The organism is Xenophilus arseniciresistens (assembly GCF_028023875.1).
In the GTDB taxonomy this organism is placed as follows: domain Bacteria; phylum Pseudomonadota; class Gammaproteobacteria; order Burkholderiales; family Burkholderiaceae_C; genus Xenophilus; species Xenophilus arseniciresistens.
In genome coordinates this window covers 561953-578438 of sequence record NZ_JAQIPB010000001.1, presented here as the reverse complement: position 1 = coordinate 578438, position 16486 = coordinate 561953, and the positions used below count along the sequence as shown (strand labels likewise).

Sequence of the window (16486 nt, the reverse complement as noted above, 5' to 3'; positions counted from 1 at the left end):
CCGATGCTTTTTTCTGTGCGCTCTGCTGGTGCCTTAAGGCGCCAGCACCTGCACGCGCGCGTTGGGCGTCTCGCCGAAGATCTCGGGCGCATACAGCGCTTCGGCGCGCGTGGGCGGCAGCGCGAAGTCGCCCACGTTGTTCAGCCGGATCGTGTACTCGAGCTTGGTGATGCCCTTGGGCAGGTACTCGTAGTAGGCGCGGAAGGCTTCGAAGCCGCGCTCCTCATAGGCCAGCCAGCCGGCACCCTGCGGCCGTTGTTCGCCTTGCGTGGCCACTTGCGAATCGCGGCCAAGGCCGCTGCCCAGGATGGTGGCGCCGCCGGGCACCGGGTCGGTCAGCGCGACCCAGCTCATGTCGGTGCTGGCGTTGATCTCCAGCGCCACCCGCACCACGTCGCCGCGCGTGTACTTGCCCGCCTGCGCCTGCTCGACGGGCGTGACGGTCTTCTTGACCGCATAGCCCGCCGCAAACGGCGCCTTCAGCGGCACGGCGGCCAGCGACTGCAAGGTGAGCCAGGGCTTGCCCGTGCCGGACTGCGTGACTTCCAGCGTGCCCTTGCCGGTGCCCGCGGGCCAGGGCAGGAGCATGCCGTTGTTGCGCAGCTGCCCCGCCGCGGCGGGCGCGCCGAAGCGGGTGCCTGCGTGCGCGGCGCCCTCGGGGTCGGTGGCCTGGATGCGCTCCACGCGGCTCCAGTCCACCACGGCGCTGGCGGGCTTGTCGCCCGCAGGCCCCGTGGCGCCGCGCAGCGTGGCCGTGGTGAAGCCGGCCACGGGCGTGCTTTCATGCACGCGGCTGAAGCGCTCCAGCGCCAGGCCGCCCCACAGGTTGGCCGTGGTGGTGTGCCAGGCGCCGTTCTGCTGGCGCGCGATGAAGCCGCTGGCCAGGCGGCCGATGTCGTCCTTCCAGGCCGGGTCTTCCATCACCGTCAGCAGCAGGCGCGCGGTGTTGACGTCGCCGCTGGTCATCAGCCACCACCAGTAGTCGTCGCGTTCGGTGCTGAAGACCAGCTTGGTGCCCTGGTACGACAGCCGGGCCTTGAGCACGCTGTCGGCCTCGGCCAGGCGCTGCTCGCGCTGCGGCACGTCCTTGACGCGCTGCAGGACGTTCATCCAGTCGATCACGGCGCTGGTGGGCCACTGGTTGGGCGCCACCGTCAGGCTGGCCGTCATGCGGCCGGTGGCCTTGCCGTAGCGCGAGAGCGCTTCCAGCGCGGCCAGCTTGCGCACGTCCAGGTCCTGGCGCGGCGCCCAGAACTTGCGCTCGATGCGGCCTTCGACAAAAGCGATCAGCCCGCTTTCCATGGGCGCGCGCACCGCGTCGGGCAGCGCGAAGGCCGGGTTGATGCCCGAGGCCTCATGGCTGGCGGCCAGCAGGTAGGCCGTGAGGATGTCGCTGCCGCGCCTTTCGTCGCCGCCGCGCGGCGGGAAGTAGTAGGCCAGGCCGTCGCCGTCGAGGTAGGCCGGCATGCGCGCGACCACGCCCTGCCACATCTTCTCGTCGCGCAGGCCGATGGACTTGCTGGTCTGCTGCTCGAGGCAGCTGAAGGGGTAGTTGGCGAACCAGTCGCGCACGCCGGGCAGGCCTTCGGCCAGGCGCGGCTGCAGGCTCATCTTCAGGCCGCCGCGGCGCACGCTCTCGCCCGGCGGGGCCAGGGCGTCGGCCGGTGGCGCCACGTCCAGCGTGAAGGGCTGCTCGCCGCCCACCTGCACCAGGGTGGCCTGCTGCACCGTCAGCGGCACGGCGGGCACCACGCGCTGGCTGACCTTGAGCGCATCCTGCGCGCCGCCCAGCGTGTCCCTGGCTTCGATCTCCCAGAGCAGCGCCTGGCTGCGGGTCTGCGCCATGTGGGCGGGGGCCGTCACGTCCCAGAACACCTCCTTGGCTTCGCCCGCGGGAATGTCCACGGTCTGCTCGGGCACCTGCATCAGCGTGGCGCGCGGCGTCACGGCCACCTTCATGGCCTTGCCAGTCGTGTTGCGCAGGGTGATCTGGGCGCGGAACCTGTCGTCCTCGCGCACCAGCGGCGGCAGGCCGCTGATGATCTGCAGGTCCTGCGTAGCGGCGATGGTGGTCTGGCCGGTGCCGAACAGGCCCGTGCCGGCATCGGCCACGGCCACGATGCGGAAGGTGGTCAGCGCGTCGTTCAGCGGCACCTCCACGGTGGCGCGGCCCTGCGCGTCCAGCACGATGTCGGGCTTCCACAGCAGCAGCGTGTCGAGCAGCTCGCGCGCGGGCGCCTTGCCGCCGCCGCCGCCCGCGGGCACGGCCTTCTTGCCGTAGTGGCGCCGGCCCACGATCTCCATCTGCGCGGTGGAGGTGGACACGCCCCAGCTGCGCCGCTGCAGCATGGCCTCCAGCAGGTTCCAGCTGTTGTTGGGCATCAGCTCCAGCAGGGCCTGGTCCACGGCGGCCAGTGCCACTTCGGCGCCCGCGGCGGGCTTGCCATCGGGGAGCTGGCCGGTGATGGTGACTTGCGCCTTGCCGCGCACCGTGTAGCTGGGCTGGTCGCTGGCCACCTTCACGGCAATGCGGTGCGCGGCGGAGCCGACGCGAATCTCGGCCATGCCGAAGCGGTAGGCGGGCTTGCTCAGGTCCACCATCGCGGTGGGCGCCACGTATTCGCGGCCCTCGACCCAGAAGGCCTGCCACCATTCGCGCGGCGCCTTCCAGCCCCAGCTGAAGAAGGAATACCACGGCACTTCGCGCAGCCGCCCGCGCAGGGCCAGCACGCTCACGTACACGTTCGGGCCCCATTCGGGTTTGACGGTCAGGCGCACGGTCGGGTCCTGGCCGTTGAGCTGCACAACCTGGGTCTCGATGATGCCTTCGCGTTCCACGGCCACCAGCGCGGTGGCGAAGCGGAAGGGGCTGCGCACCTGGAACTGCGCCACCTCACCGGGCTCGTAGCTCTTCTTTTCGGGCAGCACGTCGATGCGGTCATGGTCCTCGCCGCCGAACCACAACTCGCCCTGTTTGGTGACCCACACGGTGCTGGCGGCCTGGCTGCTGCGGCCCTGCGCGTCCGTGGCGGTGGCCACCAGCTCGACCTGGCCCGCTTCCTTGAGCTGCGCCTCGCACAGCAGCAGACCGCGCGCGTCGCTCTTGCCCGTGCACAGGCTGCCCAGCTCGCGGGTCTCGGTCTTGTTGTCGTAGGTGTAGAAGCCGCCCACCATGCGCTTGCGGCTGGTGGTGGTGATGCGGGCCACGGCTTTCACTTCGAGGCTGGCGCCCGGCAGCGCCTTGCCGTTGAGGTCCAGCGCCAGGGCCTGGAACTTGAGCTTGCGGTCGGTGGAGACCCAGCCTTCGGTCTTCAGCCCCGCGACCACCGCGGCCGGCCACAGCGTCTGCACGCTGCGCAGGGTCTGGATCTCGCCGTTGGGGTCGGCATAGCTGGCTTCGAGCAGCAGCTCGCGCGGCGTCTGCGTGGCCAGCGGCACGTCCTTGATCTCGATCTGGCCGGCGCCGTTGCGGTCCAGCGCCAGCGGCAGCTTGTCGGCCACCACGCGCGTGTCCTGCGCGGCGGCGGGGCTTTCCTCGTTGTCGTCGTCGCTGCCGGCCGCCGGCTCGTCGGTGCGGCGCGGCGGGTTGAAGCTGAAGGCATCGAAGTCCGGGAAGTCCAGCGACTTGGGCCGCACCAGCGCCGACACACGCACCGGCAGGTTGGCCGCGCCCCCGCCCGATACGTAGTTGACCTGCACATCGGTGGGCACGCTGCGCACCGCGACCAGGCCCTGCTTCTCGCGCGGCGCGATGCGGCCCTCGAGCACGGGCAGGCGGAATTCCTCGACGCGGAACTGGCCCGTGCTGTAGCTGCGGGCGCGGCGCGACTCGTCTTCTTCATCGTCGCCGCGACGGCTGTTGCTATTGCTGCTGCTGCCCGCGCCCCGCAGTTCCACCTGGTACAGGCCCAGCTTGGCCGCGGGCGGAATGGCGAAGCTGCTGATCGCGCTGCGGCCGCCGCTGCCGGTCTGGCGCCAGGCCAGGCTCTGCTTGAACTCCTGGCCGCTGCCCACGTGGGTGATCACCAGCTCGTCCAGCATGCGCTCGGGCAGGCCGAAGCCCTGGCCCGTGAGCGTGCGCATGAAGTGCTTCATCGACACGGTTTCGCCGGCGCGCAGCAAGGTGCGGTCGAAGACGGTGTGCGCCACCTGGTCGGGTGCGCTTTCCTGGCTGGTGGGCGTGTTGAAGCGCCAGGGCTCGATGCCGCGCTGCCAGTGGCTCCAGGTGAAGGCCAGGTCGTCGACGCCCTTGGCGTCCTTGGCGCGTGCGCTGACGAAGTAGGCCGCTTCCTCCCAGTCGTTCTCGCCGGCGCAGCTGGGCGGCTGCGGGTCCAGGCCTTGCAGGCGGGCGATGCCGTCGGCGCCGGTGGTGGCGGTGGCCAGCTCCTCGCCGCGGCAACTGGAGACGCGCACCTGCGCGCCGGGCACGGGCAGGCCCTTGTCCAGCGTGGTCACCCAGGCCATCGCGTTCTCGCGGCCCAGCTTGAAGTGCACCGCCAGGTTGGTGGCCAGCGCCGTGGTGCGCACGTACATCGTGCGGCCGTCGCCGTAGCGCTCGTCGAGCAGCGCATCGCCCAGCTTGCGCGAGGCGATCTCCAGCACATGGAAGCCCGGCGTGAGCGGAATGCCCACCACCTCGAAGGGGCGCGGGTCGGCTCCGGTCTTGGGCATGTCCAGCGTCCGGGCGCCGCTTTGCTGGCCCAGCAGCGAGACCATGCGCGACTGCACATACTCGCGTTCGCTGCGCTCGATCACCGGCGGCAGCTGCACGCGGCTGTCGCGCCGGGCTTCGTCGCGGCGGATGTTGTAGCGCTCTTCGTAGCGCTGCACGCGGCGCATCCACTGGATGATTTCGGCATCGGTCCTGGGCTGCAGGTCCTTGACCTGGCCCGGCACCAGCGCATGCACCTGCAGCTGCGGCTCCACGCGGCGCACGGTCACGGGCATCAGGGCCACGCCGTCGGGCTCGGCCAGGCGCTCGATCACGCCAAAAGGCGCGGCCGCGAACTTGGCCAGCGGGGGCATCTGGCCGGTGCCGGTCTGCAGCGGGAAGCTGCCGGGCTCGCCCAAGGTGCGGCCCGATGCGTCGGTGAAGCCGCTGGGCAGTTCGATGGTGAAGGCCGTCTGCTCGGGGAAGGGCGGCGGCAGCGTCAGGTTGTTGACCACCGTGTCGTCATCGGCGTTCTCGCTGTCGAACCTGGGCTTGACGGTCTGGCCGCCGCCCTTGGCCACGATCTGCGCGGCCATCTTGCGCGTGACGGGCGCGTTGAAGGACAGGCGCATCGGCTTGAGCGGCAGGCAGGCGGCCTGCGCGTTCTCGCGCTCGCAGCTGAACTCGATGGCGAAGGGCTGGCGCACCTCGAAGTCCAGGCGCCGCTCGACGTTGTTGGCCACGCCCGAGGGGGTGGCCACGCCCTTGCCATAGACCAGCTGCACGCGGGCGCCGGCCGTGAGCGTGCGGTTGCACTGGACGGTGATGTAGTTCAGCGGGTCCTTCTGGCTGGCCTTCTCGTAGCCGCGCGACTTGAGCAGCGCGGCGCGCTCCTCGCCTTCGACCAGCTTGACCGGGATGCGCTCGCCGGCACCGTCGGCCGCGCACCAGAGGTTCTGGCGCACGCTCTCCAGCGTGGCCGGGCCGTTGAGGCGCAGCACGAACATCTGCTGCTCGTCGATGGCGCCGTAGCTGGGCCAGTGGTTGCGCACGAAGGGGCCGCCGGTGTTGAACTCGAAGCGCTGCTTGCCGGCCAGCGCCTCGCCCTTGGGCGACTTGAAGCCGGGCGCCACGCTGGCGCTGCAGCGCACGCCGGGTGGCAGGTCGTTGGCGAAGTCCCAGACCCAGCGCTTCTCGCCGCTCCAGCGGCCCGTGCCCTGGCCGGCCTGCGCATCGTCGCAGCGCAGCGTCAGCGGCGCGGGCGCCTTCGGGTCGCCGAAATTGACGGCCGCCTGGTCGAAGCTGGCCACCACCTGACGCACGCGCGACACCTCGCCCTGCGGCGTGAAGCTGCTGATCTGCAGTGCCTGGGCCGTGCCGCAGGCAAGGATGGAAAAGGCCAGGACAGAAAGGATCGAAACTTTCATGGCGGTGCGGGAAGCAAGGGACAGCTGGCGAGCGTAGCCGATCCCGCTGCATGTTCCTGTGGCGCTGCTTCGCCATGCGCAGCGTGCGGCGCGCGCCTGCACTTTTACAATCGCGCGGCCCTTGCGCCGCTTTGGCGCCGGGCTCTTTTTTTTGACCGCCGCGCCAGCCTTTGTGCCTGCAGCCCAGCCGGGCGCGCCTGCTGCCTGCCACGGCGCCTTTTCTTTGCACGCCTCATGCGCGTGCCTGAACCCACCGCCCTCGCGCCCGCCATGAAACGCCACTGGGAAATCGATGCGCTGCGCGGGCTGATGCTGGTGCTGATGACGCTGACGCACCTGCCCACGCGGCTGTCGGAGCCGCTGGGTCAGCCCTTCGGCTGGGTCTCGGCGGCCGAGGGTTTCGTGCTGCTGTCGGCCTTCATGGCGGGCCTGGTCTACAGCCGCTATGCGCGCCGCGACGGCGTGGAAACGATGCGCCGCGCCTTCTGGCGCCGCGCGCTGGTCATCTACCTGTGCCACGCGGCGCTGCTGCTGTTCCTGCTGACGGTGATCGCCGGCGTGGGCGTGCGCGGGCAGCAGACGGCGGTGACGGATTTGCTCTCTTGGTACCTGGCCCAGCCCTGGCAGGGCTTCGTGTACGGCCTGGCCCTGGTCTACGAGCCGGCGCTGCTGGACATCCTGCCCATGTACATCTTCTTCATGCTGCTCAGTCCCTGGGTGCTGGCCTTCGCCATGCGCCACGGCTGGGCCGGCGTGATGGTGGTCAGCGCCACCTTCTGGGTGCTGGCGCAGCAGGGCTTCAGCGAATGGTTCTACGGCTGGACCGTGGCGCTCACGGGCCTGCCCGTGCCTTTCCAGGAAATGGGCGCCTTCAATGCCTTTGCCTGGCAGTTCCTGTGGTTCTGCGGCCTGTGGCTGGGCGCCTCGCGCAGCGCGCCCGACGCCCGGCCGCTGGCCTTCCCGTGGCCCGTGGTTGCGCTGGCCGTGGGGGTGGCGCTGGGCGGCCTGTACTGGCGCCACTTTGGCCTGCACGGCCAGGCGCCCTTCGGTGCCGACGTGCAGCGCAACCTCTGGGTGGACAAGTGGCAGTTGGGGCCGCTGCGGCTGCTGAACCTGGCGGCGCTGGGCGTGATCGCGGTGCGCTTCGGGCCAGGCTGGGCCGGGCGGCTGCCGCGCCTGCGCGTGCTGGAGGTGCTGGGCCGGGCCTCGCTGCCGGCCTTCTGCGCGCACCTGGTGGCCGTGCTGATCGTGCTGGCCGTGCTGGGGGGCGATCCGTTGCGGCTGCCGCTGTGGGGCGACGTGCTGCTGATCGCGGCCGTGTTCGCCTTCATGGTGGCCGTGGCGCGCTTCACCCAGCGCGCCGATGCGGCGCCGCCTGATGATGAGGAGCCGGCCGTGGTGCCGGCGCCTGCATCCGCTTCTGCGGCGCGCGATGCGCCGCTTTGACGGGGCCCTTAACGCGCGCTGGCCAGCGGCGCCCCGCCCGTGGCCGGGCTGTTGACCGGCGTGGTGGGCACGCCCGGCGGCGCGCTGACGGCGCCAGGCTGCAACTGGGCCGTGATCACGTCGTGCCAGAGCCGGTAGCCTTCGGCGTTGAGGTGCAGCTGGTCTTTGAGGAACAGCTCGGCGCGCGGGCGACCCTGGGCATCGATCATCGACGAGTAGGTGTCGATGTAGTCCACGTTGGCCTGGGTGCGGAGGTAGGCCGCCACCATCTCGTTGGCCAGCTGCACCTTGGGCAGCAGCGCGGCGCGCGAGGGACTGGGCTTGATCGAGATGAAGCTGATGCGCGAGCGCGGCAGCGTGCTGCGCACCGTGCCGGCAAAGGCCGCAAAGTCCTCCATCACCTGCAGTGGCGAGCGGCCCATGGCCAGGTCGTTGTCGCCCGCGTAGACCAGCACATGGCGCGGCTTGTAGCGCAGCACCAGTTCGCGCACCAGCAGCCGGCATTCGGCCATGGTGGAGCCGCCGAAGCCGCGGTTGATGACCACCGGCCACTCACTGAAGTCCTGCGCCAGGCTGGACCACATGCGCACCGTGGAACTGCCCACGAAGAGCACGCCGTCTTCGGCCGGCAGGCGGGCCTTGTCCGCTTCTTCAAAGGCCGTGATGGCGCTTTTCCAGCGTGTCTGCGCCGCGATGTATTCCGGCGAGGGGGTCTCGAAGAGCGTCGTGGGCGCCGCGGCGGGCTGCAGCAGCGGCCCCTGCGCCTGTGCCGCCCCCGCAAGAAGGCTCAGCCCCGCCAGCAGTGCCAGCGGAGCCTGGCGGCGCACGGCGGCAAGAAAGGACGGGGCGCGAAACGGGAAAGGCATGGCGCAGCGGCGTGGATGGGAGGGGCCTGAAAAAAGCCGGATCTACGGTCGGCCTGGTCCCAAAACTCGGCGGGGCACCGGTCGGTTGACAGGGCTAGCCCACAAAAAGACACGATCTTGATCGTAGCCTTGCCAAGCCTGCTGCGGCCGGGGTGGCGCGGCGTGGGGCAGGGTGGGCGCCGGTGCCGTGGCGCGAAGGCAACGGCCGGCGGGCGGGTGCCGCGCGCCAGGCGCGGCCGTGAAGAGATTTTCTAGAAGGTGTCGCGGCCCGCCATCCGCGCGACGATGCGCAGGTCCGGCCCCAGCATCTGGGTCGAATGGAATTCCAGCGCGGGCGCCATGGCCAGCGAGGTGAGGGGGCCGCCGGCAAAGGGTTCAGTGCTCAGGCCCGCGCCCGCGCCCATCAACTTGGGCGCCAGGTACAGCAGCCATTCGTCGACCAGTCCCGCGCGCATCAGCGCACCGTTGAGTTGCTGGCCGCCTTCCACATGCAGCTCGTTGACCTCGCGCTGCGCCAGCTCGGCCATCAGCGCCGGCAGGGCGACGCGGCCCTGGCCGTCGGGCAGGTAAATGACTTCGGCGCCGCGCCCGCGCAGCGCGTCGGCACGTGCCGTGTCGGTGCTGGCGGTGTAGATCCAGATCGGGCGCTCGGCTTCGAACAGCCGCGCCGTGGGCGGCGTGCGCAAGGCGCTGTCGACCACCGCCAGTGCGGGCTGGCGCGGCAGTTGCGCCAGCAGCGGGGTGTCGCGCACATCCATGCGTGGGTCATCGGCCAGCACCGTGCCCACACCCGTGAGCAGGGCGCTGGCACGGGCGCGCCAGGCGTGGCCATCGGCCCGCGCCTGTGCGCCGGTGATCCACTGGCTGGCGCCATTGGGCAGTGCCGTGAAGCCGTCCAGCGAGGCGGCGGCCTTCACCCGCACCCAGGGCTGGCCGCGCACCATCCGGCTGAGAAAGCCCAGGTTCAGCTCGCGCGACTCGGCGGCGCCCGGCCCCACATCCACCTGCACGCCGGCGGCCCGCAGGCGCGCGAAACCCTGGCCGCCCACGCGCGGATTCGGGTCTGACAAGGAAGCCACCACGCGGCCGATCCCGGCCGCCACGAGCGCATCGCAGCAGGGGCCGGTGCGGCCCTGGTGCGAGCAGGGCTCCAGCGTGACCCACGCCGTGGCACCTGAAACCGGCGCGCCGCGCGAGCGCGCATCCCGCAGCGCCATCACTTCGGCATGCGGCCCGCCCGCGCGCTGGGTATGGCCTTCGCCCAGCACCCGGCCCTGCGCGTCGGTCAGCACGCAGCCCACGCGCGGATTGGGGCTTGAAATGACAAGCGCCTTCTGGGCCTGCGCCAGCGCGCGGGCCATGAAGGCGGGGAGGGAAGACATGGGTGGGGAAGCGGGCAATTCAGTTGCGCGCCGAGAGACCTCAGAACGGAGGTTGTACCACCGAACGCCAGCTACGCCGCCAGCCCTTGGGCACACATCCGTCACCGGCCTTCTGCGTGCTGCCGGGGCCGGTGACATAGCCAGTCTCGTTGGTGCAGTCGACAGGAGGTTTCCCGTCCGGCCGGCCTTCGTTAGGCAGGCCGATCAAGTTGCGCGAGGTCACGTTGCCGCGCGTGAAGCCGCCGGACGGGATCGAGACAATGGAGTAGGGCTCGAACGTGCCGTTGGAGTCCACGTCGAAGGACCGCTTGTTCTTGCCCGTCAGCGCATCCAGCACGTAGATGATGTTGGGCAGGCTGCCGGTTGCGGTGCAGGACTCGATGCCCAGGTTGCGGTCCTCGGGCAGGAACGAGGTGATCATGACGCTGCTGCCCAGGTTGGACAGGTCACCCACCACGCGCTCGCCGTCCGTCATGGCGCCGGGATATCTGATCATGCCCAGGCTCAGCCTCCATCCCCTCTGTTTCTTCCAGTCCACGGGATTCGAGCTCACCGTGTAGAAGGTCTTGCCCGCCTCGGCTCTGCCCTGCCCGGTCACGGCCGACGCCAGGTCGATGGTTTGCTCCACCAAATCAGCGACCGCAACCCTGTCCCCCTTGTCGTCACCCCCGATCGGCGTCTGGTCCCAGATGCCGTAGATCGCCTGCTTTCTGGCCGGGGTTGCCAGGTCGTCCTCGTCCAGCAGGATGCCCGTGCCCACCACCACGATGGCACCGCATTGCGACTCGGTGCTGTATGTGCAATTGCCTCCATCGCCGGGGTGGGTTTGCCAAGCCGGCGCGGCATAGATGGGCTGCGACTTGCCGCCCGGGGTGGTGAAAAGGGGCCTGCCGAAGGACACCGCGAACTTGGAAGAGCGCAGGTCGAAGCGCCACAGGTTGCCGTTTGCATCGCCGGCATAGGCGGCCACGATCCTGCGCGTGGCGTCGCGCACCGCGACCACGCCGCCGAGGCCGCGGTTGCCGCCATTGGCCGTGTCGCCAGCGCCATACTCTTCCGGCAGCGGAATGAAGGCCTTACGCTTTCCAGTGAACGCCTCCACCACATACAGGCCTAGCTGCCTGCCCGCGCCGGCGTAGTGGCCGCTGCCCGTCAGCATGACCCAGGTTCCGTCATCCAACTGGCCCGCGGTGGGGTTGTTGGTCACATGCGCCAGGTCGGCATAGCCGGTGGTCTTGTTGTCCAGTTCCCAGAGAAAGCTGTCCTGGGTCGGAATCCGGTTGGAGGTGTTCATGGGCGACTCCAGGCCGTACATGAAGCTGCCGGCTCGGCCACCGGTGCCGAACACCAACTGGCGCCATTTGGTCGCATCGTACAGGTCATGCTCTACCAGCGGCCCGTCCAGCGTGTAGCGGAAGCGGAAGTTGGGGTTCGCCAGGTCGACCTGCGAAGCCATGGCCCCCTTGGGCATGAACGAAGCCAGCTCCGCGCCCGCCGCGAAGCCGGTCAGCACGTTGTCGTCCTTGGCGGCGTTCAGCACATGGACCTTGCCGTTGTTGGTGGCGGCAAATATGGTGGGCGGCAAGCTGGACTTGGTCGTCTTGTATGTGCCGTATTTGTCCTTGCCGTTCACACTGCCGAATGTCTCGTAGCCCATGTCGATGCGCCCCCCCACGAACACGGGCGGCGAGTTCACTGAAGCGCCGATCGGCTGCTTGCGCGCGCGGTAGACGGCCCCGGTCTTGTCCGCCAGCGCGTCCTCGCCAAGCATGTAGCGAATGAAGGTGTTGTCGTCCTTCTGCAGGTTGTTCGAGTTCAGCAGCGCCTTGAAGTCGGCCGGAAGGCTGGTCAGCGTCGTGTTGGAGTTCAGTTCCCAGCGTGTGGCTGCCGTGCCCCGCGTTGCGGCATCGTAGCCAGACAGCGCAAAGATCTTGCGTGTTTCCACCACCGGCATCTTCTCGTTGGCAGACCAGGCCACGATTGGCTTATTGGTAGTCGCGTCGACCTTGTAGCCGCCATCCGCATTCAACTGGAAGGCCTTGATGTCGCCGCTGTTGTCCGCAGTCTGGTATTCGGTCGTGTACTTGTATTGGTTTTCCAGGGTCTGGAACTCGCCGCTGTTGCCCGATACCGCCACGCCGGCGTCGTTGCCGGAGCCAACCATGCCGCCGAGGGCGTTGTCGAGCGCCCGGCGCACGTCTTCCCCGGAATACACGCTGTAGGCGCGACCGCCACCGGTAAAGCCTGCACGGATGAAGTCATCCACGCGCCGTGCATCGTCCGCGGGGGTGCTGCCGGCGTTCAGGTCGCCCGTCGCCCAGTTGGGACGCGTCACCGCCCTGCCGGCCAGCCAGTCGTTGTTGTACTGGTCGATCTGCGCCCATTTCAGGCCGTTCGCCGTGCCGGAATCACCCGAAGGCGTGAGCCCCCAGCCGATCGTGAACGTGGTCATGTTCTGCCAGAACGTCGGGTTGTGCTGGCCTTCGATCACGGGAACGTTGTTGTCGAGGTTCGAGAAATCGCTGCGCCAGAAGTAACGGGCGGTCAGATCGGCAAAACCCTTGCTGCTGGCTCCCCCGTCGCTATAGGGGATGTAGAGATTGCGGGCCGCCAGCTTGGTTTTGAGGTTCGTGCTGTCCCAACCGGTCGCGCCGCTGGGATTGAATTGGAGCGTGGCCGGAGTTCCGGATGGTGTGCCACTGTAGTTGGTGCCCTGCGTGCTGGCGTATTTGGTAACGTCGCTTGGCGCGGTGCCGGCGTTCCATGCGCCGTCCGACAGCACGATGGAATAGGCGCGGCGGCAACTCAGGTCTTCGGACGTGGTGTCGGCCGTGCTCGTGGGGTCGTTCTTCCAGGGATTTCCGTAAGTCGACTTACCAGTGCCGTTGTAATAGTTGGCGGCCAGGGACAGCGCATTGTGGCTTGGCGTTCCTCCATTCGGGCTGATGCCATATATCCAGTTATAAAACTGCGTTTTCCAGTTTTTCGATGAGGTGTCTTCGTCCTTGAAGTAACGGACGCCCCTGATGATATTTGTTGCAGCAGCCCCACCAATGTTGTATTGAACGTACCCCACCCTGAATTTATTCTGGTAGTTTTGCATCGCTTGACCCAAGGCCGTGCTGATTGCAAGCGTGCGGGTTCGGTACCACTGATACCAATTGACAATATTTTGGCGCTCCTGATCCGGAGTGCAGGTATTCGTGGTTTTGTCACATTCAGTGCGTTTGTGCCCCGGAGGTAAATTGACAGGGGTGCTGCCGACAGGATAGTTAATGGTAACTTCCGTTCTGGAGCTGGAGCTGGAGCAATTGCTGCCAGCGCATTGAAGGTAGGTGAATTTTTTCCCTGTGGCGGCAGCTACCGTCGTGTGGGCACTATCAGTTGGTGAGTATGGTGAACCATCGCTGGACGCTTGATTGTCCACCATGAGAGTCGGGTTGTTTAACGGAACCCCATTTGAATTGACTCTGGCAATGTAAGTGATGGCCGGATTGTAATATTGGGTATTGACGCTGCTGGATCGCATCGAATACCAGCCGTATTTATCTCGGCAACCCCAATCATTGGTGCTCTTGCATTTATCATTTACAGAGTAGCTATCCTGGTATACAAAGCCCATTGACCCGGAATTGTCCAACACGAACATCAGGTTGGGCTTGGCCCCTGGCACCGCGCTGTACAGGGGCGCCTGGCTAGGTGCCGTGGCGGCGACTGCGTCTGCACCCGGCAGCGCGGCGGCAAACCAGGCCGCGACGAGGCCGACGGTCGAGAGCTGCAGGTTCAAGCGCGCACGCCTGGCCTTGGCGGCTGTCGGAACAGGAGCTTGGTTCATGGTGTTCATGAGGTCTTCCCTTTTGATGAAGGGCTCCATGAGGGTTGTCGTGTGCGGATGGCGGGCGTATGCATCCAAGCCGCAAGCGAGGTCATGTCGAGAGCGATGCGATCCTGGCGACGAGCCGGTCAGCTAGCTACTTCCAGCAATCTGCCGCGGTGACGCCCGATCCGTCGGCGATGTCCTTGGTGCCCAGGCTGTTGAGGGTGAGCGTGCCGCACTTGTCGCTTTCCATGCCGCCCGTACGCGTGGCCTTGAGGGTGTAGCTGGGCGGCGTGTCGCGGGCAAAGACGGCGATGGTGTAGTTGGCGCTGCCCGACTTGGGCGACTGGCGCAAAGCTTCGGGCAGCATGTTGTCGCCCTTGACTGTCTGCTCGGTTTCCTCTTTTATGGTGCCGGCGGCGGCGGTATAGCGGTCGTTGGCCGAGTAGTAGCGTTGCATGTATTGCGCGGCTTCCATCAGGATGCCCTGGGCCTCGGCACGCTTGGACCGACGCACATGCTCCTGGTAGCTCGGCATGGCGATCATTGCAAGGATGCCGATGATCGCGACAACGATCATGACTTCGATAAGGGTGAAGCCGCGACCGGATCGGTTCGGCCCGAAGGATTGACGTGTCATGGCGGTGATGGGCATGTGCGTGGTGGTCAACTGGCGGGCGTCAGCACGGACTGCATCCACGACTCAGCGCCCTGGGTGGACTGCTGGGCATTGCTTGTGAACTTGGCGTTGTTGGCAAAGCCCCGGGCCGTGATCAGATAGCCGGTCAATTCGGGCTTCGAGGTGGTTTTGATTTTTTGAATAAGGCAAAGAGGCGCATTGGTCAGCGACGCGGTACCGCTGGCACTGTTCTTGAAGTAGTCGTTTGGGACTGTGATGCCATTGGCCGTCCAACTGGCCGTGGTACGCCATGCGGCTGCAGAGTCAGATTCCGAGGCAATGGTGGGGGCCGTGATGATCTTGTCGCGCATGCCGGTGGCGCCGAACCCGGTGTAGTCCTTGCCATCGTTATCGGAGATCGCGACCTGCTCGCAGAAACGCAAGGCAGTCTCTGCGGCTTCGCGGGCCACTTCGGCCGAGCGGATCCCGTTGATGCTGCGTTCGCTCTGGGTGGCATTGCGAATCGCGAAGGTGCCCAGCAGCGACAGGATCACGATCAGGATCAGCGTGATGACCAGCACGACGCCGCGTGCTCGCCGGCTGTGCCGCCCAAGCCGTGCGGCAGTGCGACGATCGAACGCACGATGCAACACCAGGTGCGGGGCTGGTTTGGCGTGGGGGATTTTGCTCATGGGATGACCACGCGATTTCTCAACAAAACGGTGGTGGTGAAGGTTCTGCGCAGATAGCCATCGGTGCCCTTCTGGTCGACGTTGCTGCAGTCCTTGTAGGTCATGCCGCCTTCGGGGGCGTCGTTCACTGGCTGGTCGCTGCGCATGAGCAGGCACACACGCACGCTCAGGACGCGGCCCCAGCGGTCTTCAGTATCAGTGGGCAGCGTGCGGGTGCTGAGCAACGCGTCGACTTCGCTTGCGTCCAGGTAGCCCACGATCTGATGACGCATGGGGTCGTAGCTGGCTGCAAGTTCGGCGCTCGGCCGGCTGGCTACGCCATAGAGGATTCGCATGCTTTCGACGTTGGCCAGCAACGGCTGGGAGCTACCGATGGCAGCGCCCTCCGACCCGCGGCATGACAGCATGGGCGCAGTGGTCGCGTCGGTGACCGAATAGCGGTTGTCGGCCAGGGCGTAATTACCGGGCGCAGGCGTGGGCGCGGGAGCCGCTTGCGACGTGGTTGTGGCATCGATGCCGTTGCCCACGCAGTTCGTCGCCCGGGCAGGGGTGTCAGCCGTGGCATAGGTGTTGTCAGTGGTGGCCTCGTAGCGAATCGCAATCGCCGAACTGCCGCGGCCTGTGGCGCAAGTTAGGCTGTCGAAGGCGGCACCGGCATTGACAAAGCCCTTATCGCATCCACGCACCGCAGGGCCCGCGAAATTCCCCATCACAGTGGCACCGGCGGCCGGGATGATCTGCTGGGAATAGCCGGCCTGCTTGAGCTGTTGCTGGATCAGGTTGATCGCCAGAATCCCGTCTTCGTTCATCTGCGTTTCGAGTTGGGACGTCTGGCTGCCGCGACTGGACGCGACGTACAAGGACAGGCTGGACGCCAGGATCACCAGGCCAATCGTCACGGAGATCAGCAGTTCGAGCAGGGTGAAGCCACCGACGCAATGGCGCGGGCGTGGCGAAAAAAGGTGTGCCCCTCTCATAGCGTGACCCGGAAGTACATGCAATTCACGGAAGTGCCTGCGTCGATCTTGGCATCGTCGGGGCAGTGCTGCCCCTGAAAAAAACCTGCACTCTCTTCGATGGCCGTCCAGATCAGCCAGATGTTCAGCACACGGGTGATCGGAAGGCCGTTCACGCCGGGGAGGGGGTCGACCTTTTCGGTGGTGATGTAGGCCGTTCCGCCCGGCAGCCGGTTGGCGACGTTGGTCCGCCATTGGGACTGGTCGTATTTCGCGATGGCCGAGCCGCAGGTGTTGGCCGGACTGCTGGGGTTGGTGGTATTGACGTTGCAGGGCCCCAGTGCCTCCGTAAAGTCTTCCGAGCGACTGGTCGCGGTGTATGCCACTTCGTATGCGTAGTCGTCAAAGCCCGCCAGATTGGCGCGAGCACGCTCGGCATAGTCCGCCACCAGGCTCAGGCCAGTCGCCCGCATGCGAGAGAACTGGTTGTACTTGACCGCTGAGGAAGTTAGCCCTGCCATGCCGAACAGTGCAACAGCCAGGATGACGATGGCCACCAGCACCTCGATGAGGGTGGCGCCTCGCTGTGTGTTGTGGGTCTTCGGGTTCATGAAAAGAGGTCGGGGTGCA

Annotated in this window: 9 protein-coding genes; 1 reads left to right on the top strand and 8 read right to left on the bottom strand. The window is 67.2% G+C overall.

Annotated elements, in window-relative coordinates:
* Positions 1-33: 33 nt before the first annotated feature.
* On the bottom strand, positions 34-6078 hold the full coding sequence (locus tag PGB34_RS02425; RefSeq protein WP_271426470.1) for an alpha-2-macroglobulin family protein: 6045 nt from the start codon (positions 6076-6078) through the stop codon (positions 34-36).
* 270 nt (positions 6079-6348) lie between these two features.
* Between PGB34_RS02425 and opgC the strand changes: the two genes are divergently transcribed.
* Positions 6349-7524 (top strand): OpgC domain-containing protein, encoded by a 1176-nt coding sequence (opgC, locus tag PGB34_RS02420; protein ID WP_271426469.1) that lies wholly within the window; start codon positions 6349-6351, stop codon positions 7522-7524.
* An 8-nt stretch (positions 7525-7532) separates the two neighbouring features.
* Here the strand turns inward: opgC and PGB34_RS02415 are convergent, their stop codons facing one another.
* From PGB34_RS02415 to pilV, 7 genes are all read right to left on the bottom strand, one after another.
* On the bottom strand, positions 7533-8390 hold the full coding sequence (locus PGB34_RS02415) for an SGNH/GDSL hydrolase family protein (protein WP_271426468.1): 858 nt from the start codon (positions 8388-8390) through the stop codon (positions 7533-7535).
* Positions 8391-8641: 251 nt separating this feature from the next.
* Positions 8642-9772, bottom strand: a complete 1131-nt coding sequence (gene ribD, locus PGB34_RS02410) for a bifunctional diaminohydroxyphosphoribosylaminopyrimidine deaminase/5-amino-6-(5-phosphoribosylamino)uracil reductase RibD (protein WP_271426467.1) — start codon at positions 9770-9772, stop codon at positions 8642-8644.
* Positions 9773-9812: 40 nt separating this feature from the next.
* Entirely contained in the window at positions 9813-13616 is a 3804-nt protein-coding gene (locus PGB34_RS02405; RefSeq protein WP_271426466.1) for a pilus assembly protein, read from the bottom strand.
* Between the two features lie 127 nt (positions 13617-13743).
* Complete coding sequence (locus PGB34_RS02400) at positions 13744-14244, bottom strand: type IV pilin protein (protein ID WP_271426465.1); 501 nt, start codon at positions 14242-14244, stop codon at positions 13744-13746.
* An 11-nt stretch (positions 14245-14255) separates the two neighbouring features.
* Positions 14256-14900, bottom strand: a complete 645-nt coding sequence (locus PGB34_RS02395) for a PilX N-terminal domain-containing pilus assembly protein (protein WP_271426464.1) — start codon at positions 14898-14900, stop codon at positions 14256-14258.
* Complete coding sequence (locus PGB34_RS02390; RefSeq protein WP_271426463.1) at positions 14897-15877, bottom strand: PilW family protein; 981 nt, start codon at positions 15875-15877, stop codon at positions 14897-14899. The genes PGB34_RS02395 and PGB34_RS02390 overlap by 4 nt, the downstream gene beginning before the upstream one ends.
* Positions 15874-16467: a type IV pilus modification protein PilV gene (pilV, locus tag PGB34_RS02385; RefSeq protein WP_271426462.1), complete on the bottom strand. Its 594-nt coding sequence runs from the start codon at positions 16465-16467 to the stop codon at positions 15874-15876. Before pilV ends, PGB34_RS02390 begins: the two co-directional genes overlap by 4 nt.
* Positions 16468-16486 lie beyond the last annotated feature (19 nt).

Excerpts from the sequence above, each read along its gene's own strand:
- opgC (WP_271426469.1), top strand. The coding sequence starts at position 6,349 with ATGAAACGCCACTGGGAAATCGATGCGCTGCGCGGGCTGATGCTGGTG.
- PGB34_RS02425 (WP_271426470.1), bottom strand. The coding sequence starts at position 6,078 with ATGAAAGTTTCGATCCTTTCTGTCCTGGCCTTTTCCATCCTTGCCTGC.
- PGB34_RS02390 (WP_271426463.1), bottom strand. The coding sequence starts at position 15,877 with ATGAGAGGGGCACACCTTTTTTCGCCACGCCCGCGCCATTGCGTCGGT.
- pilV (WP_271426462.1), bottom strand. The coding sequence starts at position 16,467 with ATGAACCCGAAGACCCACAACACACAGCGAGGCGCCACCCTCATCGAG.
- ribD (WP_271426467.1), bottom strand. The coding sequence starts at position 9,772 with ATGTCTTCCCTCCCCGCCTTCATGGCCCGCGCGCTGGCGCAGGCCCAG.
- PGB34_RS02395 (WP_271426464.1), bottom strand. The coding sequence starts at position 14,900 with ATGAGCAAAATCCCCCACGCCAAACCAGCCCCGCACCTGGTGTTGCAT.
- PGB34_RS02405 (WP_271426466.1), bottom strand. The coding sequence starts at position 13,616 with ATGAACACCATGAACCAAGCTCCTGTTCCGACAGCCGCCAAGGCCAGG.
- PGB34_RS02400 (WP_271426465.1), bottom strand. The coding sequence starts at position 14,244 with ATGCCCATCACCGCCATGACACGTCAATCCTTCGGGCCGAACCGATCC.
- PGB34_RS02415 (WP_271426468.1), bottom strand. The coding sequence starts at position 8,390 with ATGCCTTTCCCGTTTCGCGCCCCGTCCTTTCTTGCCGCCGTGCGCCGC.